The sequence below is a fragment of the Mycobacterium decipiens genome (genome assembly GCF_963853665.1).
Lineage (GTDB): Bacteria > Actinomycetota > Actinomycetes > Mycobacteriales > Mycobacteriaceae > Mycobacterium > Mycobacterium decipiens.
In genome coordinates this window covers 2,587,135-2,603,843 of sequence record NZ_OY970459.1, presented here as the reverse complement: position 1 = coordinate 2,603,843, position 16,709 = coordinate 2,587,135, and the positions used below count along the sequence as shown (strand labels likewise).

The window sequence follows — 16,709 nt, the reverse complement described above, 5'->3', positions numbered from 1 at the left end:
GCGGCACTTCCGCGAGGATCCCCCAAGGATTTCGTCGTGTCTTCACAGGGCATGGTAGCGGCGAACGAGCACGTCGGCCTGTTGAACCGTCAATTCCGCAGTCTACCTCGTTGACCTGCAAGGTCGTGATATCGCTAGTGCGGTTGCACAGCCACCCGCGCCGTTGCGGCGCGAGTCAGATTGCCCCGCTCTCTCCTGTATGCGGGTGCTGGACGCAAGATGGGCGACATGACTGAGCTCGCGCCCTCGCTGGTCGAACTTGCCCGGCGATTCGGCATCGCCACCGGGTACGAGGACTGGACCGGGCGGCAGGTGCCCGTCTCCGAGGCGACATTGGTGGCCATTCTCGCCGCCCTAGGCGTTGCGGCGAAGACAGAACAGCAACGCAACGACGCCCTGACCGCGCAGCTGCGGTCGCACTGGGCACGTCCGCTGCCGGCGACCATCGTCGCGCGCGCCGGGGCGCAGACGCGGTTCTGGGTGCATGTGCCCCATGGAGCTCCGGCCGAGGTGTGGTTGCAGCTCGAAGACGGCACGGCACGCGGCGAGGTCGTGCAGGTCGACAACTTCACGCCGCCGTTCGATCTTGACGGACGCTGGATCGGTGAGGCCAGCTTCGTGTTGCCCGCCGACCTGCCTCTCGGCTACCACCGGGTGCACCTGCGTTCTGGCGACTCCCTTGCCAGCGCCGCCGTTATCGTGACGCCGGATTGGCTCGGGCTGCCGGAAAAGCTCGCAACCCGTCGTGTCTGGGGACTGGCGATCCAGCTCTACAGCGTGCGGTCCCGACGGTCATGGGGCGTCGGCGACCTCACCGATCTTGCTGACCTGGCGCTTTGGTCGGCTTCGGCGCACGGCGCGGACTACGTGCTGGTCAACCCCCTGCATGCGGCTATACTTCCCGGGCCCACCGGGCCGGCGACGCCGATGGAGCCGTCGCCCTACCTGCCATCGTCGCGGCGCTACGTCAACCCGCTCTACCTGCGGGTGGAGGCCATTCCGGAACTCGTCGACCTGCCCAAGCGTGGTCCGGTACGACGGTTGCGCACGGACGTGCAACACCGGGTCGACCGGCTCGACTTCGTTGACCGCGACAGCGCATGGGCTGCCAAACGCGCCGCACTCAAGCGCATCCACCGGGTACCACGGTCGGCGGGCCGCGAACTGGCTTACACCGCCTTCCGTGCCCGCGAGGGCCGCGCCCTGGACGACTTCGCCGCCTGGTGCGCGCTGGCCGAGAAGCACGGCGATGATTGGCACCGATGGCCGAAGTCACTGCGGCATCCGGGTGCCTCCGGTGTCGCCGATTTCGTCGCCGAACATGCGGATGCCGTTGATTTCCACCGCTGGCTGCAATGGCAGCTGGACGAGCAGCTTGCCGCGGCGCAGTCGCAGGCGATACGGGCCGGCATGTCGCTGGGCATTATGGGAGACCTCGCCGTGGGTGTGCACCCCGATGGGGCCGATGCCTGGGCTCTGCAGGACGTGCTGGCGCAGGGGGCGACCGCCGGCGCGCCGCCGGATGAGTTCAACCAACTCGGCCAGGACTGGTCGCAGCCGCCGTGGCGGCCGGACCGGCTGGACGAGCAGGAGTATCGACCGTTCCGCGCGCTGATCCAGGCCGTGCTGCGACACGCCGGCGGGGTACGCATCGACCACATCATCGGGCTGTTCCGATTGTGGTGGATCCCCGACGCTGCGCCACCCACCCAGGGCACCTATGTGCGCTACGACCACGAAGCGATGATCGGCATCGTCGCCCTGGAAGCGCACCGGGCCGGGGCGGTTGTCGTCGGCGAGGACCTTGGCACGGTCGAGCCGTGGGTGCGTGACTATCTGTTGCTGCGTGGCCTGCTGGGTACCTCAATTCTCTGGTTCGAGCTGGATCGAGACGGTGGGCTAGCCGGAAAACCATTGCCGGCCGAGCGCTGGCGGGAGTACTGCTTGTCGTCGGTAACCACCCACGACCTGCCGCCGACCGCCGGCTACCTGGCCGGCGACCACGTGCGGCTGCGGGACTCCCTGGGTTTGTTGACCAAGCCCGTCGAGGTGGAATTCGAGTCCGCCCGGGCCGAGCGGGCGGCCTGGATGGCCGAGCTGCGCCGGGTCGGATTGCTGGCCGACGGCGCCGAACCCGACTCGGAGGAGGTCGTCCTGGCGCTCTACCGGTACCTAGGCCGGACGCCGTCGCGGCTGTTGGGGGTGGCGCTGACCGATGCGGTCGGCGATCGCCGGACGCAGAACCAGCCGGGCACCACCGACGAGTACCCGAACTGGCGGGTGCCGCTAACCGGCCCCGATGGACAGCAAATGATGCTCGAGGACGTTTTCACCGATCGCAGGGCAGCCAACCTGGCCGAAGCGGTGCGCGCTGCAACCGCCCCACCAACGAGCTGTTAGCTTCGGTTGCCATGAGGGTCCCCGTGAAGGTAGGGGTCGTTGCTCCGGTGGCCGGCGGTGCGACCGCAAACCCGGACTGGATGACTACCTTCGCGCAGCATCTCGAGTCCTGCGGGTTCGAATCGATCATCGTCGTCGAGCACACGGTCCTGGTTACCCGTTACGACAGCGTCTATCCCTATGACAGTTCCGGACGGGTTGGGTTGGCGGCCAACTGCCCGATCCCCGACCCGCTCGATTTGCTTGGGTTCTTGGCCGGCCGCACCACGCGGCTCGGGTTGGCCACGGGGGTCTTGGTGTTGCCCAATCATCATCCGGTTGTGCTCGCCAAACGTGCTGCGACGGTCGATGCCCTCTCGGGCGGAAGACTTCGGCTGTGCGTTGGTGTGGGGTGGCTCAAGGAGGAGCTTCAGGCGTGCGGGGCCGCGTTCGACAGGCGGGGCAGGCGGGCCGATGAGCAGCTGGCCGTGTTGCGGGCGCTGTGGGCCGACCGACCCCACGGAGCGTCGTTTGCCGGCGAGTTCTTCAACTTCGACAACGCCATGTGCTACCCCAAGCCGCTGGCACGACTTCCGGTTCACATCGGCGGGCACAGCCGGGCGGCCGCCCGCCGGGCCGGACGCCTCGGCGACGGCTTCCAGCCACTCGGCGTGACCGGTCCGCGCCTTGCTGCGCTGATCGCGCACATGCGGGCGGAGGCGTCGGCGGCTGGCCGGGATCCAGCGCGCCTTGAGGTATCCCTGGGCCACCTGGTGACCAAGATCGATGCCGAACGCGCGGGCAGCCTGGTTGAGCAGGGCGCCGACCGGATCGTGCTGGCCATGCCCCCGACCAGCGATATCGAGCAAGCCAAAGACATCCTGTCGGCCTGCGCGCACCGCCTGTCATTAGGCTCGTGAAACCTCGTGAACCCGATATCACCAACCGACCGGGCGGCCCTCAGCGATTTGGTGCACCGGTACGCAGCATACGTCGATGACCGTCAATTCGATTCTGTGGCAGCACTTTTCACCGCTTCAGCTGAGCTGATTGTGCCCGAGCCGCCGACCACGCTGGAACCGATCACTTCGCATCGGGGACAGGAAGCCATCGTCGCGGCGGTCGCCGTTGTTGCCCGGACCATCCGCACCCAGCACGCGATCGTCGGTGAGGTCTACGACAAGGGCGCCCAGTCCGGGATAGCGCACGGGCGCGTCGGGTGTGTGGCGCACCATTGGAATCGGCGCGCCGACGAGATGGTCGATGTGGTGTGGCATCTGCGCTACGACGATGAGTATGAGTTGACCGAGGTGGGCTGGCGGATCCGTGGCCGGGTTTTGACGATCAATGCCATCGAGACCCGGCCAGTGCGCCAATTGCTGCCGCGCGCGCCGGCTTGACTCAGAAGCTGGGCAGGACGCGCCGTCATCGCAGACTCGTCGGGGAGTTTGTCGAGTCGGCATTCCGGGTAATTCCCAAAGGCGCTACCGGGCCGGTCGGCACGACGCGGTCCAGGGGGGAAATTAGCGGCACAGGAGACGCCATGGGGGATATCGCGCGCCACTCAATCGACCCACGTCCGTATGCGGAGGAAACCAGCAGCGGTGATGAACGACTGCCCGGGCTCGTCGTCGTGGGTGCCGTGCTGGCGTTCGTCGTCGGCTTGGCCAATTTCGCGTTCGGCCAAATAGGTGTTGGAATCGCCGCGGCTATCGGCGGACTGATGGCCTTCGGGTCCGGTTTGTCCTGGCTTGCCATGGAACGCAGGCAAGTTCGCGAAACCGAACGGGAATGGCCTACGGGCCACTCCAGGTGGAGTCCAACTGCTCGGCCACATCGATGACTTGCGCGGCCTGCGACTGTGGCGTGTCGATTTCTTCAGCGACGTACCCGGCGATGAATCGCCGGATCTCCCCATCGACACCCGCGAGGATTCGCAACACCTCACCGCGGATCGACTTCGACGATACGTTGACGGTGATATCGGAGGGCCGAGGTTTGGCGACGTCAACGATCAGCAACAACGGCTCTGCCGCGCGTGCGGTAGCGCGCAATGCGATATCTCCGGCGACCATAAACCGCTGCTTGTCCAGCCGTAAGTCCAGAAGAAGATCGATCGACAATGGAATATGGATGACGAACGTGATGAGGTCACCGAGCTTTCGCGTCACCCGGGGCTCCCGGATCCTGACCTTCGCGCTGACCTTGGCGATCCCACCGGGGCCCTGGGCGATCGGCGCCATTGCGAATTCGCTGCCTGCGATGTCGGCGAACGCGGCGGCGACACGGTCCGGGGTGACGGCGACCTCGAAGAATCTACGGCCGAACTCTTCGTAACTGACGTAGTCGTGATTTTGCATAGGTCTATACCGTCTCACGTCACCTGCCATAATGGCCGCTGATCCGCTCGCGTCGCAGGGAACATGACGTCAGACGCCGCATTGCGGGTGCGGCTGGGTGTCCGAGAATGTGACCTGCGACATGTCCCCGCCGAGGCGTGAACAACACCACAAGAAGCCGCTTCGGTTCGGTGTGTCGGGCGGGGGCCTGCCAGGCTGACCAACGGGAGGTGTTTCCAGTCTCATGTGCGCCCACGAATTTCCCGAGCAGCGCTCGGCCGTATTCGGAGTCGAGGGCCTGCTCACCTGGCTCGGTGGCGGACACCGGCGCGAACTCGGCGAGCATCACGAGCGGTCCACTCATGCCGTGGCCGGCGCGGTTGTGGTGCTGGGTGCGGTGCTGGCCGGTCTCGTCGCGAGCCTGGCGGTGCGCGAGTCGGCCGGCTGGCCAGTGTGGTCGGTGGTTGCGCTGACCTTGTTGTTCGGCCTGCTGGTAGGCGCGGTGACCCGCGGCACGGTCAGCGGCCCTGCTCGGGCTTGGCCCGGCATTGCGGGACGCGCGGCCGTCGCCATCGCTGTGGGTCTCGTCGTTGCCGAGCTCGCCGCGCTCGTCATGTTTTCCGGTTCGATTGACCGGCGTCTCGACGAACGGGCACTGCGCAACGCCGACTCCGCGCCGGCCGTCGCGCAAGCGTCGGCCTCCCTGCAACAGACTCGCAATATGCGCACTGTGCTCGATAGCGCAGTCGAACAGGCACGCGGGCACCTGGACCAGGCGCTGGTCATCGCACGCTGCGAGTACCACCCAACACCGGCCTGCCCGCAAACCCGAATCACCGGAGTGCCCGGCCGAGGGCCCGAAACACGAACGGCAAACCAGCTTCTCGCCGATGCCCAGCGCGAGCTGGACAACGCGGTGACGGCACGCGATAGCCAGGCACCCGCTTTGGACGCCAAGGTCACTCACGACGAGCAGACGCTGGCCGACGCGCGCAAAGCCGTGGTCGCGAATGCAGGTCGCGGCTTGGGCACCCGCTGGGTCGCCATGAACGAACTGACAGTGGCTGGTGCAGCGGCTAGCGCCGGGGCCTTGATGCTGCGAATACTGACGATCGCGTTGTTCGCGCTGCTGTACCTGCTGCCGCTGATTCTGCGGCTGTGGCGCGGTGAGACGACACATGATCGCCATGCTGCCGCCCAAGCTGAGCGGGAACGTGTCGAGCTGGAAGCGGACACCGCCATCGCGGTCAAACGGGCTGAGGTTCGCCGCGCGGCCGAAATTATGTGGGCCGAGCACCAACTCACCCAGACCCGCCTCGCTATCGAGGCCCAGGCCGAAATCGACCGCGAACAGCAACGCCGCCGAGTCGTCGAAGCGCTAGACGGCCCGGTACGTGCTTCGTCGGAGCGTGCCTTCGAGCCAGTGGAGGAAGACATGTACCTGCCCATTGCCGCCGAAGCGGAGGCTGCCAGCCGAGCGGTCGCGCAGTTGCCTGGTGGGTCGACGCACACCCGCCCTGACGTCGCAGCGAACCTGCCGGCGCAGATCGAACCCGGCGGTGCGGTCGACCGGGACGAGAAGCGCGCAACCCCGGTGATCCCGTCGATCCCGGACGCGACCAAGGCTGCGGCACGGTGGATTCGTCCACTCGTGCCGCCGTTCGTCGCACGGGTGATCGACAACACCACAGCCCCGCTGCGCACCGCGCGTCAGGTGTTCGAAGAGGTGGAGGAGATCACATTTTCGTTCAAGCGCACGCACAAAGTGACGGTTGATGCCCAGAGCTCCGACAACAGCGGCCAGACCTCGCTTGACTCCCCCGCCACAGCCGCCCCTGTCGAACGCAACCGGATCGATTCGTCGCGTGCGGAAGGCGACTCTGGGCGCCCGCATGGGCTGGACACCAGCGATGATCAGCCGCCGTTGGGGCAGGTGCCCCGGCGAGGCCGGGCCGACCTGCCGGTTGGGTCGACGGACCACGACAGCCGGCCCGAGCTGGTGGAGCGGGACGGTCCGGAGGAACTGCGTGCACCCGACGGGCCGCGCGAGCTGCCGCCCGCTAAGTAGCACAGCATCGGCGACCCGGAGGCGGCGTATTATCCAGCCAAGGGGATGAATTCGGTTGAAGCGGTTCAAGGTCTTGACCGGCGTTCGGCCAATTGCACATGGGGGGCAGAACAGGGTGACACCCGCAAGATCGATCGTGGCGGCGGCGGAGATATGAAGGTCAGCCTGTTCCTCTCGGACGCGGCGCACGCTGACGCCCAGTCCGGCAAGGTTCACGCGCTCGGGCTGGGCTGGCGGCAGTGCCAAACACCGACGCCCCCTTTCGCTTTGGTGCTGTTCCTCGACATCGACTGGGATGAGACCAACAAACCACACCAATTGAAATGCCAGTTGCTCACCACCGATGGCAATCCGGTGATCTTGCCGGGACCACATGGGCCGCAGCGGATCCTCTTTGAGGCCGCCGCCGAGGCGGGTCGCCTCCCGGGGGCAATCCACGGAACGTCGGTACGAATGCCGCTTACCCTCAACATCCCAGGAGGAATCCCCTTGGAACCAGGGCTATACGAGTGGCGCGTGGAGGTCGAGGGCTTCGACAGGGCCACGGCGGTCGAGGCATTTATTGTTTCTGGCGGAGGTCACCCGCCGACGTCATGCGAGTAGGGTGCGTCGCAGCAATGCTCACCGCAACAACCATTTTCACGATGTCGGCTGAATTGCATGGAGTCACCGCGCCCACGCTCGGAGCATCACGATGAGCACCGCCGACCGCGTTACCGTTGACGCCACCCCATATGTTTGGCCGTACGACGGCGACATCCCGGTCGACAGAACGGCGCTGATCAACATCGACTGGCAGATCGACTTCGCCGGTGAGGGCGGCTACGTCGACGCGATGGGTTACGACCTGTCGTTGACCCGCACGCCGTTGGGTCCGGCGCAGACCGTGCTGCACGGCGCACGCGAGGTGGGTCTGTTCATCGTGCATACCAGGGAGGGACACCGGCCCGACCTGAGCGACCTGCCGCCGAACAAGAAGTGGCGATCGACGCAGATCGGGGCGGAGATCGGATCGATGGGACCGCGCGGACGCATCCTCACCCGCGGCGAACCGGGATGGGAGATCGTCCCGGAGATGACACCGTTGCCGGGTGAAACCGTCGTGGACAAACCAGGAAAGGGCGGCTTTTACGCTACCGATCTCGACTTGATCCTCACCAACCACGGCATCACCCATCTGATCTTCACCGGCATCACCACCGATGTGTGCGTCCACACCACACTGCGCGAGGCCAACGACCGCGGCTACGAATGCCTCGTTTTGTCGGACTGCACCGGTGCCATCGACTCCGGGAACCACCTCGCCGCACTGAAGATGATCACCATGCAGGGCGGCGTTTTTGGCGCCCACGCCACCAGCACGGCGGTTCTCGAGGTGTTCGAGAAGATCCGTAGTCGTGGCAGCAGACCGCCCGTTAGGCGTTGAATCCCTCGATCCACACCCGCTTCGCGATCATTTCAAGCGATCGCCAAGCGGGTGTGGCGCGGATGGGAGTCCTGAGCTTCGCTCAAGTTTCTTCTTTCGCTACCGAGGATCTCCCGAACGTCTTTGGCGCTGCGGCAGACTGATCGCCTTCCACCGCCGGCAAGGCTGGCTCACTGCCCCTCAGTCTTGCGGGGCGTTCTGCGCGGCAGACCCCTCCTCGGCCAACGCCCATAAGTCATCGAACAGGTCCGACGAATACTCCACGACCTCGCCCTGCGCATCCAAGTCGAACGGCTCCGCACCGAACTGATCGGCGAGCTGCGCTTGCTGCTCAGCCTGATTAGGCGCCACACCCACCCGATCCGGACCAACCACGTCTACCAAATCGTCCGGATCTGCAACGCCGTTCGGAATCTCGATGTTTGAACCCGAATTTGGATCAGGCGCGGTGCCAGCGGAAGCGATTGGGGCTAATGCCACGAACGGCAGTGCGATCAGCGCGCCGGCTACGGAGGCTCGGGTGAGATTGTTCATCCGGGCAGTTTTGCAGAGAAACACAACATTCCTTTCTGTCGAACGACGAGCCACAAACTGGTAACTCGCCCTGAAATCGGTGATCAGACTGACATGTCTGTCCCGAAAACCATTGGTAAGTCGTAACGTTGAAAGCCCACGCCTGCCTTAGGGCAGGCGCAATAGCTGATTGCTCACCGCACTGGAGTTGGGCAGAGCCGTTCCCACATCAACGCATCCGAGGCGAAAGCGTATCGCAAGTGAAGAGATATCGGAATGTGATGTGAATGACGCTACCCGCTAGCACCGCCAACCGGGCGAGGGTAGCAGGCAATCGGCCGGCACCCAGGTACACCGGGTAAACCACTGTGCTGCAAGACAAGTCGTCGAGCGTCCACTTGACGGCTAGCCGAGAGCCCTACTCGTCTCCGAAGGTTACATAGAGCCGGGGTAAGAAGCCCGCCAGGTGATTCATCTCCTGGGCGCAGTGCACCAGCAGATTGCGCGCGGTGGCCTCCGAGACGCCAAGCACCTTCGACGCGACGGGGCGCACCACCTTGGCCGCCACACGAGGGGCGTTGCGCACCGCGATGTGCGGTCCACCCATCCAGAACCGGGACCGCATCTCCGACCCGCCTTGGGTGGACCGGACATGATGGACAAACCATCCGGCGTCCACCGGAGCATCACCGGAGCCAAGCCGAGCGCAGATCGCCACCGCGTTGTCCCCATCGGCCGGCAATCCCATGGTCGGCGGTGCGACGAATTGGATTGCGGCGGAAAGCTTCGTTGAGCCGATGTATTCGCTGATCATCGACCAGCGGCCGATGTAGCGTTGGCCGCCCCGACGGCCGGCATCATCGCCGTCCTTCCAGTGCGCGGACAGGTGCGCCCGCGGATGCCACAGTTTGTACCGGCGGGTGTCACTACCATGCCAGCCGAACCACCACGACCACATCGCGGGAGTGACTCCGGGCATGTCGGTGCGCACCGACACTTGAAGGCTGCCGTCGCCGAGAATCCCGTAGCCATTCTCGGTCTGCTGGTAACCCCCGTCTGCGACGCTAGCGACTTCATCGAATGCCAGCAAAGTCGGCCCGGCCTGCGGACCATGCTGCAGGGCTTCGATGACATGCCGTGGCAGCGGCGCCATTTCGGCCTTGAAGAATTTGCCGAATGGGGTATTCGCGTCGTCGTTGCGGTAGCCGAGGTAGCGGTCGCCCCTCATCACAGTCGCCCCATCCAACTGTGGAACAAACCGTCGGGGTCGTATTCGGCCCGTACCCGGTCTAGCTTCGCCATGGCTTCGTCGCTGGCGAACCGGGCCGGACGCTGGCCGAGGTTCTCGTCGGCCAGCTGAATACCGGTGGCCAGGTGGGACATCGCCGCCATATTGGACCGCGCCCAATCGCCGTACCTCGCATCGTCGGCGGCGTCCTTCCACGCGCCGTACAGCGCCAGGTAGACCTCGTCTTCGACGCTGTAAGCCATGTCTTGCCGGGGCGGGGACGGTCCCCAGTTCAGCCACAGGAAGTGCGACGGGTGGTCCGGCATCGTTTCGATGATGTTGCGGACGCCCGGCATCAGCTCCTCGGCGGATGCCGATGTCCACATGTTGTCCGCCGTGTAGCGATAGTCAGCCAAGTAGTTGCTCATCACCGCGTCGAACCAGCTGGGCAAATCGCTTGGCATATAAGGAATCTTGACGAGCGCCTTGTCGACAACTGGAACGGTGCCGAAGATGGCGAGGGCCTCCTCGGCTTCCTTTTCCGAATCGGCGAACGCCGGCGAGGCAAAGACGATGGCTGGCATGTCCAGACCCATGCTCGGAACGCCGCGGGTTGCCAGGATCTGCATCTCGACGCGCCGGTCCACCTCGGCGCTGACATCGCGGGCCCAGGTATAGATCTCGTCGGCGAAATCAATCGGGTAGACGTAGACGCTGGTGCCACAGGCGGCCGGCCGTGGGTAGAGCTTGAGGTAGAACGACGTGACCACGCCGAAGAAGCCCGGCCCGGCACCTCGCGCGGCCCAATACAGATCGGGGTGATTGTCTGCGTCGCAGTGGATCTGCTCGCCGTCGGCAGTGACGACGTCGAGGCCGATGACATTCTCGCAAGCCAGGCCCCACACGCGGCTGTTCCAGCCGTAGCCACCTTGCAATAGATAGCCGCCGACGCACACGCCCCTGCAGTGCCCACCGGGAAAGAACAGGTTCTGCGCTTCGAGCTCACCGATGAGCACGCTGCCGCCCTTGCCGGGACCGACGACCGCGATTCCTTTGTCGGTGTCGATAGTCGCGTGGTCGATGCGCTTGACGTCAAGCAGCAGGCAGCCGTCGCGCAGATGATTGGCCGCCCAGCTGTGTCCGCCGGATCGGATGCTCACCCGATGGCCGTTGGCCTTGGCGTATCGGATGGCGCTGACGATGTCGTCGGCATCGATGGCCTGAACGATCACCTCCGGATAGCGATCGGGCACGCGCTGATTCCACACGGTGCCGCGGCGAGCCGACTCGTACCCGTCATCGCCCCGAAAGAGGTGCCGCCCGGCCGGTAGCGCGCTCATTGCCACTCCTGTAATCCGTATTGCGGATAGTTGTAGGCCGCGATGCGGATCAATATATTGGAATAATGCCACGTGCGGAAGGAAAATCGACCGCGAATCGCGACGAGGGCATCCAGGTGCTCCGTCGCGCGGTCGCCGCGCTGGACGAAATTGATGCCGAACCCGGACGCCTGCGCCTGGTGGACCTCTGCGAGCGGCTGGGGCTGGCCAAGTCGACGACTCGCCGCCTGCTGGTCGGCCTGGTCGAGGTTGGGCTGGTCAGTGTCGATTCGCACGGCCATTTTTCGCTGGGCGAGCGCTTGCTGGGGTTCGGAAGCATCACCGGAGCCCACATAGCCGCGGCGTTTCGGCCTACCGTCGAGCGGGTCGCGCGGGCATCCGACGGCGAAACGGTCGACCTTTCGGTACTGCGCGGACGACGAATGTGGTTTGTCGACCAGATCGAATCGTCACACCGGCTCCGGGCGGTCTCGGCCGTCGGGGTCCGCTTTCCGTTGAACGGAACTGCGAACGGAAAAGCGGCGCTGGCCGTGCTCGACGACGCCGACGCCGAGGTCGCGCTCAGCCGGCTCAATCCTGAGGTCGCCGAGGGACTGCGGCGCGAGATCGCCGAGATCCGGCGCACCGGTATCGCTTTCGATCGCGACGAGCACACCCCGGGGATCTCCGCGGCCGCGATCGCACGACGAGCCTTGGGCGACAACGTGATCGCGATCTCGGTGCCGGCGCCGACCGAGCGATTCCTCGAAAAGGAGCGGCGGATCATCACAGCATTGCGCACTGCCGCGGACTCGCCGGTTTGGACGCGCTGACCCAGAAAGTGGTTGTTGATCAGTTTTGTTGGCCGCGATGCTTCCCCACACCACCGCCAAGCCGGCATTACGCCGTCGTCATCGTAGGCTGCGCAAAAAGCTGACTCCACTCCCGGCGAGCCGCCGTCTGGGCGTCGACGAAACTCTGGCAGGGTGTGCTTCCCTCGACCGCTAAATGTACTAGTGCCCAAGATATTTCAAAGATCGGTAGTCGGTGCCGTTGCGCAACGCTGTGCAACTCATCGAACGCGGTCTCCGAAGGGCACCGCCGAAGAGCGATGAGGATACCTCGGGCGGTGTCGAGAATGCGGCCAGAAGTCGAGCCGCTCGAGATCTGCGCGGGCCCCCAAGTCGCCGTCATGCCGTGGTTACCTCCTGTTGAACCCACCGATAAATAAAGGTGGCGTCCAGAATCCGGTGTAAATAGGCCTGCGGAGGTTCTGGCTTCGGTGGGTGATGTTACGCCGTTGCGCTGATGGTTTCGGTGGTGCTGCTCGCGGAGTCCGGGGCGTGCTGGGGCCGTAGTTGTCGGGGCGGGTCGAGCAGGCTGCGGCGTAGGTCTTGGAGCTGGCGTAAGCCCGCGGGAGTCATGGTCAGTCCACGCCAGCCCCGGGATGCGCGGTCGAGCACGGCCCAGGCGATACTGATACAACTGGTTTCACCAGGGAAGCGGCCGATAACCTTTGCGCGGCGGCGGGTTTCGCCGAAGGTCCGTTCGATGAAGTTCGAATGCCGGACACGGTGATGATGTTCGGGCGGGAACCGCAGATAAGCGGTCAGGCCCGCGCGATCGGTCACCAGGATCTTCATCGCCGCGGGGTAGGTGGGTGCGTAGCGGGTCGCGAACGCGTCCAGTCGGGCGTCGATGAGTTCGACCAGCTTCGGGCCGGGCTCGGTAGTGATCTCGGCGGTGTCGAAGCAGGCCCAGTAGCCGTCGCGGATCTCGGCCTGCATCCCCGCGGGAATCTTGGCCAACACGTTGCGGAGTCGGTGAATGAGGCAGCGTTGACGCAATGCGGTCGGGAAAATCTGCTCGATCGCCACGATCAGGCCGGCGGCACCATCGGAGACGACCAGCAGCGGACACCTCAGCCCGCGCTCGGAGAGATCGGTCAGGAAACCCGCCCAGGCGTCGGTGGACTCCACCACGCCGGGGGCCAGGCCAACAAAGATGGGCTTGCCGGCGGTGGTGATGCCCCACGCGGCCAGGATCGGCTCGGCCGGTGAACCGGGATGCATCCGGAAGAAGGAGGCATCCAGGAACAGGTAATCCAGCACCACATCGCCGAGCGGACGCCGAGCCCAGGTGTCGTATTCGGTCTTGATGGCTTGGCATACCTGGGAGACCGTCGATTTCGAGATCGCAGCCTGATCGCCCAGCGCATCGGCGAGGGTGGCTTCGACATCGCGCACCGACAGCCCGCGCACGAACGCCGCAATCACCAGCGATTCCAGCGCGTTGGTCTTGGTCACGTGCTTGCCGAACAGCCGTGAGGCAAACGCGACGGTCGTGCCGCGCAACTTGGGTCGCTCCAGGGTGATCGGGCCGGCGGTGGTCTTGACTGTTGCTGGCCGATAGCCATTGCGTGCCCCGGGCTGCGCATCGGCTGCGGTGGCGCTGCGTTGGTAGCGCTCACGGCCTAAGAACTCGGTCACCTCGGCCTCCAGCGCGGCCTGCATCAGCAACTGCGCGCCAAGTCGTGCCACCTCTTCGAGGATCTCGGGCAGCTCACGATCGGAGGCGAACAACTCGTCGATCTTGGCGCGAACACGATCGGTCGGCGATACTCGTGCAGGCACGGGCGTAGGTCCTTTCCTTCGATGACTTGGCGGTCTCGAAGCAGAACCTACGCCCGGCCCCTTTTACACCGGCTTTAGGACGCGACCTAAATAAACGCCAACCCACGCGGATGAAAACCCGCGAAGGCGCGCCCAGGTCACGGCGGCGGTCCGCCAAGGCGCACTGTGCCATGATTTGCGGGGCGTGCCCGTTGTGCCATATCACCGCGGGTATCGGTACGTCGCTGTGATCGTGTCGGTATCCACCCGACACCACGACCCTCCGATCGGCCTGATCAGGTCCCTAGAACGCGCCGGGTGTAGTCGTTGAGAAACACCCGGTCGGGATCGAGGCGATCGCGAACCGCGGCGAATCTATCCCAGTGCGGATAACGCTCGCGAAGCGTGGCCGCGGTCTGATAGTGACGTTTACCCCAGTGCGGCCGACCGGCGTACTCGTCCATAATCTCCTCGACGGCGCGAAAATAGCTTTCGAACTCCATGCCGGTGTACTGATGAACAGCGATGTAGCAGGTGTCGCGCCCGTAGGCGGTCGACAGGAAAGAATCATCGGGGGCGGAGAACCGCACCTCGATCGGAAACATGATCGGCAAGTTGCGGCGGCGCACCAGGTCGATCACCCGCTCGATCCCAGCCCGCGCATGCTCGCGCGGCACCGCGTACTCCATCTCGGTGAACCTGACCTTGCGCTCGGTCGCATACACCTTGTAGGCGCGGTCGCAGACGGTGGCGTCCGCCATCAAGCTCGTCGTGAGGCGGTTGAGTCTCGGCGCCGCGCCCGGGAAGCGCCGGCCGGTCCGGCAGATCAAGCTCAGCCCCACGTTTTCAAAGTCTTCGCTGATCCTGCGCTTCCACGCCGGCGTCGCCACCGGCTCCTCGTCGCTGCGACTGGTGGCGCGGGTCAACGCCGTATCCCCGTAGGGGAACACAAAAAACTCGAAATGATCGTTGCCGTCGACGAACTCATCGAGGCGGTCCAGCGTTTCGGTTACCGAACGCCGCTCGTCACGGCGATGCAGCGTGTATAGCGGCACCGTCTGCACGGTGACCTGTGAGATCACCCCAAGCGCACCGAGCGACACCCGCGCCCCGAGGTAGTCATCCCCCTCCGACAATTCCAGAACGTCGCCGCCCGCGGTGACCAGTCGCAGCGCGACGATCCGGGCCGACAGGTTAGGGAAACGTGCTCCCGTCCCGTGTGTCGCGGTCGCGGTGGCGCCGGTGATCGACTGGGCATCGATGTCGCCCTGGTTCTCCAGCCCTAGCCCGCGCGCGGCCAGCGCAGGGCCGAGCGTGTGAAGCTTTGCACCGCCCTCGATCGTGACCAGACCACTCACCGGATCCGCATCCAGAACCCGCTGCAGGCCGGTCATGTCAATCATCGCGCCGTCGGTGCAGGCGCAATCGGTGAACGAATGTCCCGTACCGACGGCGCGCACCCGCTCACCGCGCTGCGCCGCCCGTTTGACCGCGTCGACCAGCTCGGCCTCCGAGGTCGGCCGCACGATCGCCGACGGCGCGCAGAACTGCTCACGCGCCCAGTTGCCCCACCTCGGGCTCACCGTGCTAGCTCCCGTATGGCGGATTCGGCGACGGTAACGGCGTGGGACACCGTGTCATAGCAGAGATTGTCCGGCGTGTCCGACATCTGGTGGTAATTCGCCACCGACTTGTGCCGGTTGATCGATACGAAGCACGCGGTCGGGTAGCCAGCGCGGCTCATCAGCACCGCGTCGGTGCTGTTGCGCGACCGGATGCCACGCCGCACCGGCGCGTCGGCGCGCTCGGCGGCCCGTATGACCAGATCGCGGAATGACCGATAGAAGTAGTCCTCCATGACCGTCGGACCTTCGCCCTCGAGCATGATCAGCTCGGGGGAACCGATGGTGTCGAAGTTCAGAAAGTAGGTGCGGTCGCGGTCGAGCTCGGGCTTGTGTCGCGCCAAAAACCCATAGATCCCACCCTGCAACGTTTCCTCGGCACCGAGCGAAACGAGCAACACGCGCACGCCCTTCACCGGCCGCTCGCGCAGCCGCTCGGCCAGCGCTACCAACAACGCGACCGCGGAGAGATTGTCGTTGGCGCCGGGGACGACCGGACTGCGCGCGATGTCGGCGAACAAGGCGGTGGCCAGAGCGCTACCCACCGCTCCGGCGATCATCATCGGGCGGCTGCCGCGCAGGGCGCCGATGCCGGCGAGCGCGGGCGCCAGGATTGGCCCCCACCAGTTCGGCAGCTGAGTGTCGATGCGCTCAACAATGCCGGGGAAGCGCTCGACCAGAAACTCCTCGATGTGAGCCTCGAAGAACTTTCCGCTGTGCGCCGCGTCATGATGCGCGCACGCAACGACCGTCACCTCGCCCGCGAGATCACCCGCCTCGGCAACCACATTCCATGTCGTGCGGGGTTGCTCCGTTCGCTTGCGCACAATGCGCGGCCCGTTGGAGCAATCGTCGGCGATCGCCAGTCCCGCTGCCACCCCGGCCAGCGCGGCGGGGACGCGCAAGCGCCGGCTGACCAGGCCCGCAATGCCAGCCGCCGCCCCGATCGCCGACAGCTTCAGGTGCAGCCTCGGGTAGCCGTCGAAGTACTGTTCCTCCTCGATCCGCGAATTCTGCGCACCCGCCGCGCGCAGCCGCTCGACGATCCACTCGGCCGCCTTGTGCTCGCCCGGCTCGCCGGCAGCCCGCTCGATTGGCGCGAGTGTCTCGACTACTTCGCGCATGGTCGCCAACTCGGTCGGCAAAGCGGTGATCGGTGTCATGGCAGCTCCTCTTCGCGCGCCTTGAATTGGGTCACCAGGC

General features: G+C 65.4%; 16 protein-coding genes. 7 read left to right on the top strand and 9 right to left on the bottom strand.

Annotated features, from left to right (window positions below):
* Nucleotides 1-228: 228 nt before the first annotated feature.
* The 3 genes from malQ to AADZ55_RS11555 are packed head-to-tail and all read left to right on the top strand — an operon-like array spanning nucleotide 229 to nucleotide 3,779.
* On the top strand, nucleotides 229-2,400 hold the full coding sequence (gene malQ / locus AADZ55_RS11565; RefSeq protein WP_085326240.1) for a 4-alpha-glucanotransferase: 2,172 nt from the start codon (nucleotides 229-231) through the stop codon (nucleotides 2,398-2,400).
* A gap of 23 nt (nucleotides 2,401-2,423) precedes the next feature.
* The gene (locus AADZ55_RS11560; RefSeq protein ID WP_085326151.1) at nucleotides 2,424-3,299 is read left to right on the top strand and encodes an LLM class F420-dependent oxidoreductase; all 876 of its coding nucleotides are present in this window, start codon (nucleotides 2,424-2,426) and stop codon (nucleotides 3,297-3,299) included.
* Nucleotides 3,300-3,314: 15 nt separating this feature from the next.
* A complete protein-coding gene (locus AADZ55_RS11555) occupies nucleotides 3,315-3,779 on the top strand; it encodes a nuclear transport factor 2 family protein (RefSeq protein WP_085326238.1) in 465 nt (154 codons plus the stop codon).
* Between the two features lie 164 nt (nucleotides 3,780-3,943).
* Here the strand turns inward: AADZ55_RS11555 and AADZ55_RS11550 are convergent, their stop codons facing one another.
* Together AADZ55_RS11550 and AADZ55_RS11545 are read right to left on the bottom strand one after the other, a co-directional pair.
* On the bottom strand, nucleotides 3,944-4,150 hold the full coding sequence (locus AADZ55_RS11550) for a hypothetical protein (protein ID WP_165759424.1): 207 nt from the start codon (nucleotides 4,148-4,150) through the stop codon (nucleotides 3,944-3,946).
* A 25-nt stretch (nucleotides 4,151-4,175) separates the two neighbouring features.
* Nucleotides 4,176-4,739, bottom strand: coding sequence for a hypothetical protein (locus AADZ55_RS11545; RefSeq protein WP_085326149.1), 564 nt, complete (start codon nucleotides 4,737-4,739; stop codon nucleotides 4,176-4,178).
* A 223-nt stretch (nucleotides 4,740-4,962) separates the two neighbouring features.
* Between AADZ55_RS11545 and AADZ55_RS11540 the strand changes: the two genes are divergently transcribed.
* From AADZ55_RS11540 to AADZ55_RS11530, 3 genes are all read left to right on the top strand, one after another.
* Nucleotides 4,963-6,786 (top strand): DUF4407 domain-containing protein, encoded by a 1,824-nt coding sequence (locus AADZ55_RS11540; RefSeq protein ID WP_085326147.1) that lies wholly within the window; start codon nucleotides 4,963-4,965, stop codon nucleotides 6,784-6,786.
* A gap of 153 nt (nucleotides 6,787-6,939) precedes the next feature.
* Nucleotides 6,940-7,389, top strand: coding sequence for a DUF6941 family protein (locus tag AADZ55_RS11535; protein ID WP_085326235.1), 450 nt, complete (start codon nucleotides 6,940-6,942; stop codon nucleotides 7,387-7,389).
* Nucleotides 7,390-7,480: 91 nt separating this feature from the next.
* Nucleotides 7,481-8,212: a cysteine hydrolase family protein gene (locus tag AADZ55_RS11530; protein ID WP_085326145.1), complete on the top strand. Its 732-nt coding sequence runs from the start codon at nucleotides 7,481-7,483 to the stop codon at nucleotides 8,210-8,212.
* Between the two features lie 180 nt (nucleotides 8,213-8,392).
* Here the strand turns inward: AADZ55_RS11530 and AADZ55_RS11525 are convergent, their stop codons facing one another.
* The 3 genes from AADZ55_RS11525 to AADZ55_RS11515 form a co-directional block, all read right to left on the bottom strand.
* Nucleotides 8,393-8,746 (bottom strand): hypothetical protein, encoded by a 354-nt coding sequence (locus tag AADZ55_RS11525; protein WP_133056439.1) that lies wholly within the window; start codon nucleotides 8,744-8,746, stop codon nucleotides 8,393-8,395.
* 397 nt (nucleotides 8,747-9,143) lie between these two features.
* Nucleotides 9,144-9,953: a DAPG hydrolase family protein gene (locus tag AADZ55_RS11520; protein ID WP_085326141.1), complete on the bottom strand. Its 810-nt coding sequence runs from the start codon at nucleotides 9,951-9,953 to the stop codon at nucleotides 9,144-9,146.
* A complete protein-coding gene (locus AADZ55_RS11515) occupies nucleotides 9,953-11,293 on the bottom strand; it encodes an FAD-binding oxidoreductase (RefSeq protein WP_085326139.1) in 1,341 nt (446 codons plus the stop codon). The genes AADZ55_RS11520 and AADZ55_RS11515 overlap by 1 nt, the downstream gene beginning before the upstream one ends.
* A gap of 65 nt (nucleotides 11,294-11,358) precedes the next feature.
* Here AADZ55_RS11515 and AADZ55_RS11510 point away from each other — a divergent pair, with 65 nt between their 5' ends.
* Nucleotides 11,359-12,105, top strand: coding sequence for an IclR family transcriptional regulator (locus AADZ55_RS11510; protein WP_085326137.1), 747 nt, complete (start codon nucleotides 11,359-11,361; stop codon nucleotides 12,103-12,105).
* A 67-nt stretch (nucleotides 12,106-12,172) separates the two neighbouring features.
* On the opposite strand, the gene AADZ55_RS11505 is transcribed toward AADZ55_RS11510, so the two are convergent.
* The 4 genes from AADZ55_RS11505 to AADZ55_RS11490 form a co-directional block, all read right to left on the bottom strand.
* On the bottom strand, nucleotides 12,173-12,493 hold the full coding sequence (locus AADZ55_RS11505) for an ANTAR domain-containing protein (RefSeq protein ID WP_085326135.1): 321 nt from the start codon (nucleotides 12,491-12,493) through the stop codon (nucleotides 12,173-12,175).
* Nucleotides 12,494-12,564: 71 nt separating this feature from the next.
* Nucleotides 12,565-13,905, bottom strand: a complete 1,341-nt coding sequence (locus AADZ55_RS11500; RefSeq protein ID WP_085326133.1) for an IS256 family transposase — start codon at nucleotides 13,903-13,905, stop codon at nucleotides 12,565-12,567.
* Nucleotides 13,906-14,180: 275 nt separating this feature from the next.
* Nucleotides 14,181-15,467 carry a D-arabinono-1,4-lactone oxidase gene (locus AADZ55_RS11495; RefSeq protein ID WP_085326131.1) on the bottom strand — a complete coding sequence of 429 codons (1,287 nt, stop codon included), beginning with the start codon at nucleotides 15,465-15,467 and terminating at the stop codon, nucleotides 14,181-14,183.
* Nucleotides 15,464-16,669: a M28 family metallopeptidase gene (locus tag AADZ55_RS11490; RefSeq protein WP_207569122.1), complete on the bottom strand. Its 1,206-nt coding sequence runs from the start codon at nucleotides 16,667-16,669 to the stop codon at nucleotides 15,464-15,466. The genes AADZ55_RS11495 and AADZ55_RS11490 overlap by 4 nt, the downstream gene beginning before the upstream one ends.
* Nucleotides 16,670-16,709: the final 40 nt, after the last annotated feature.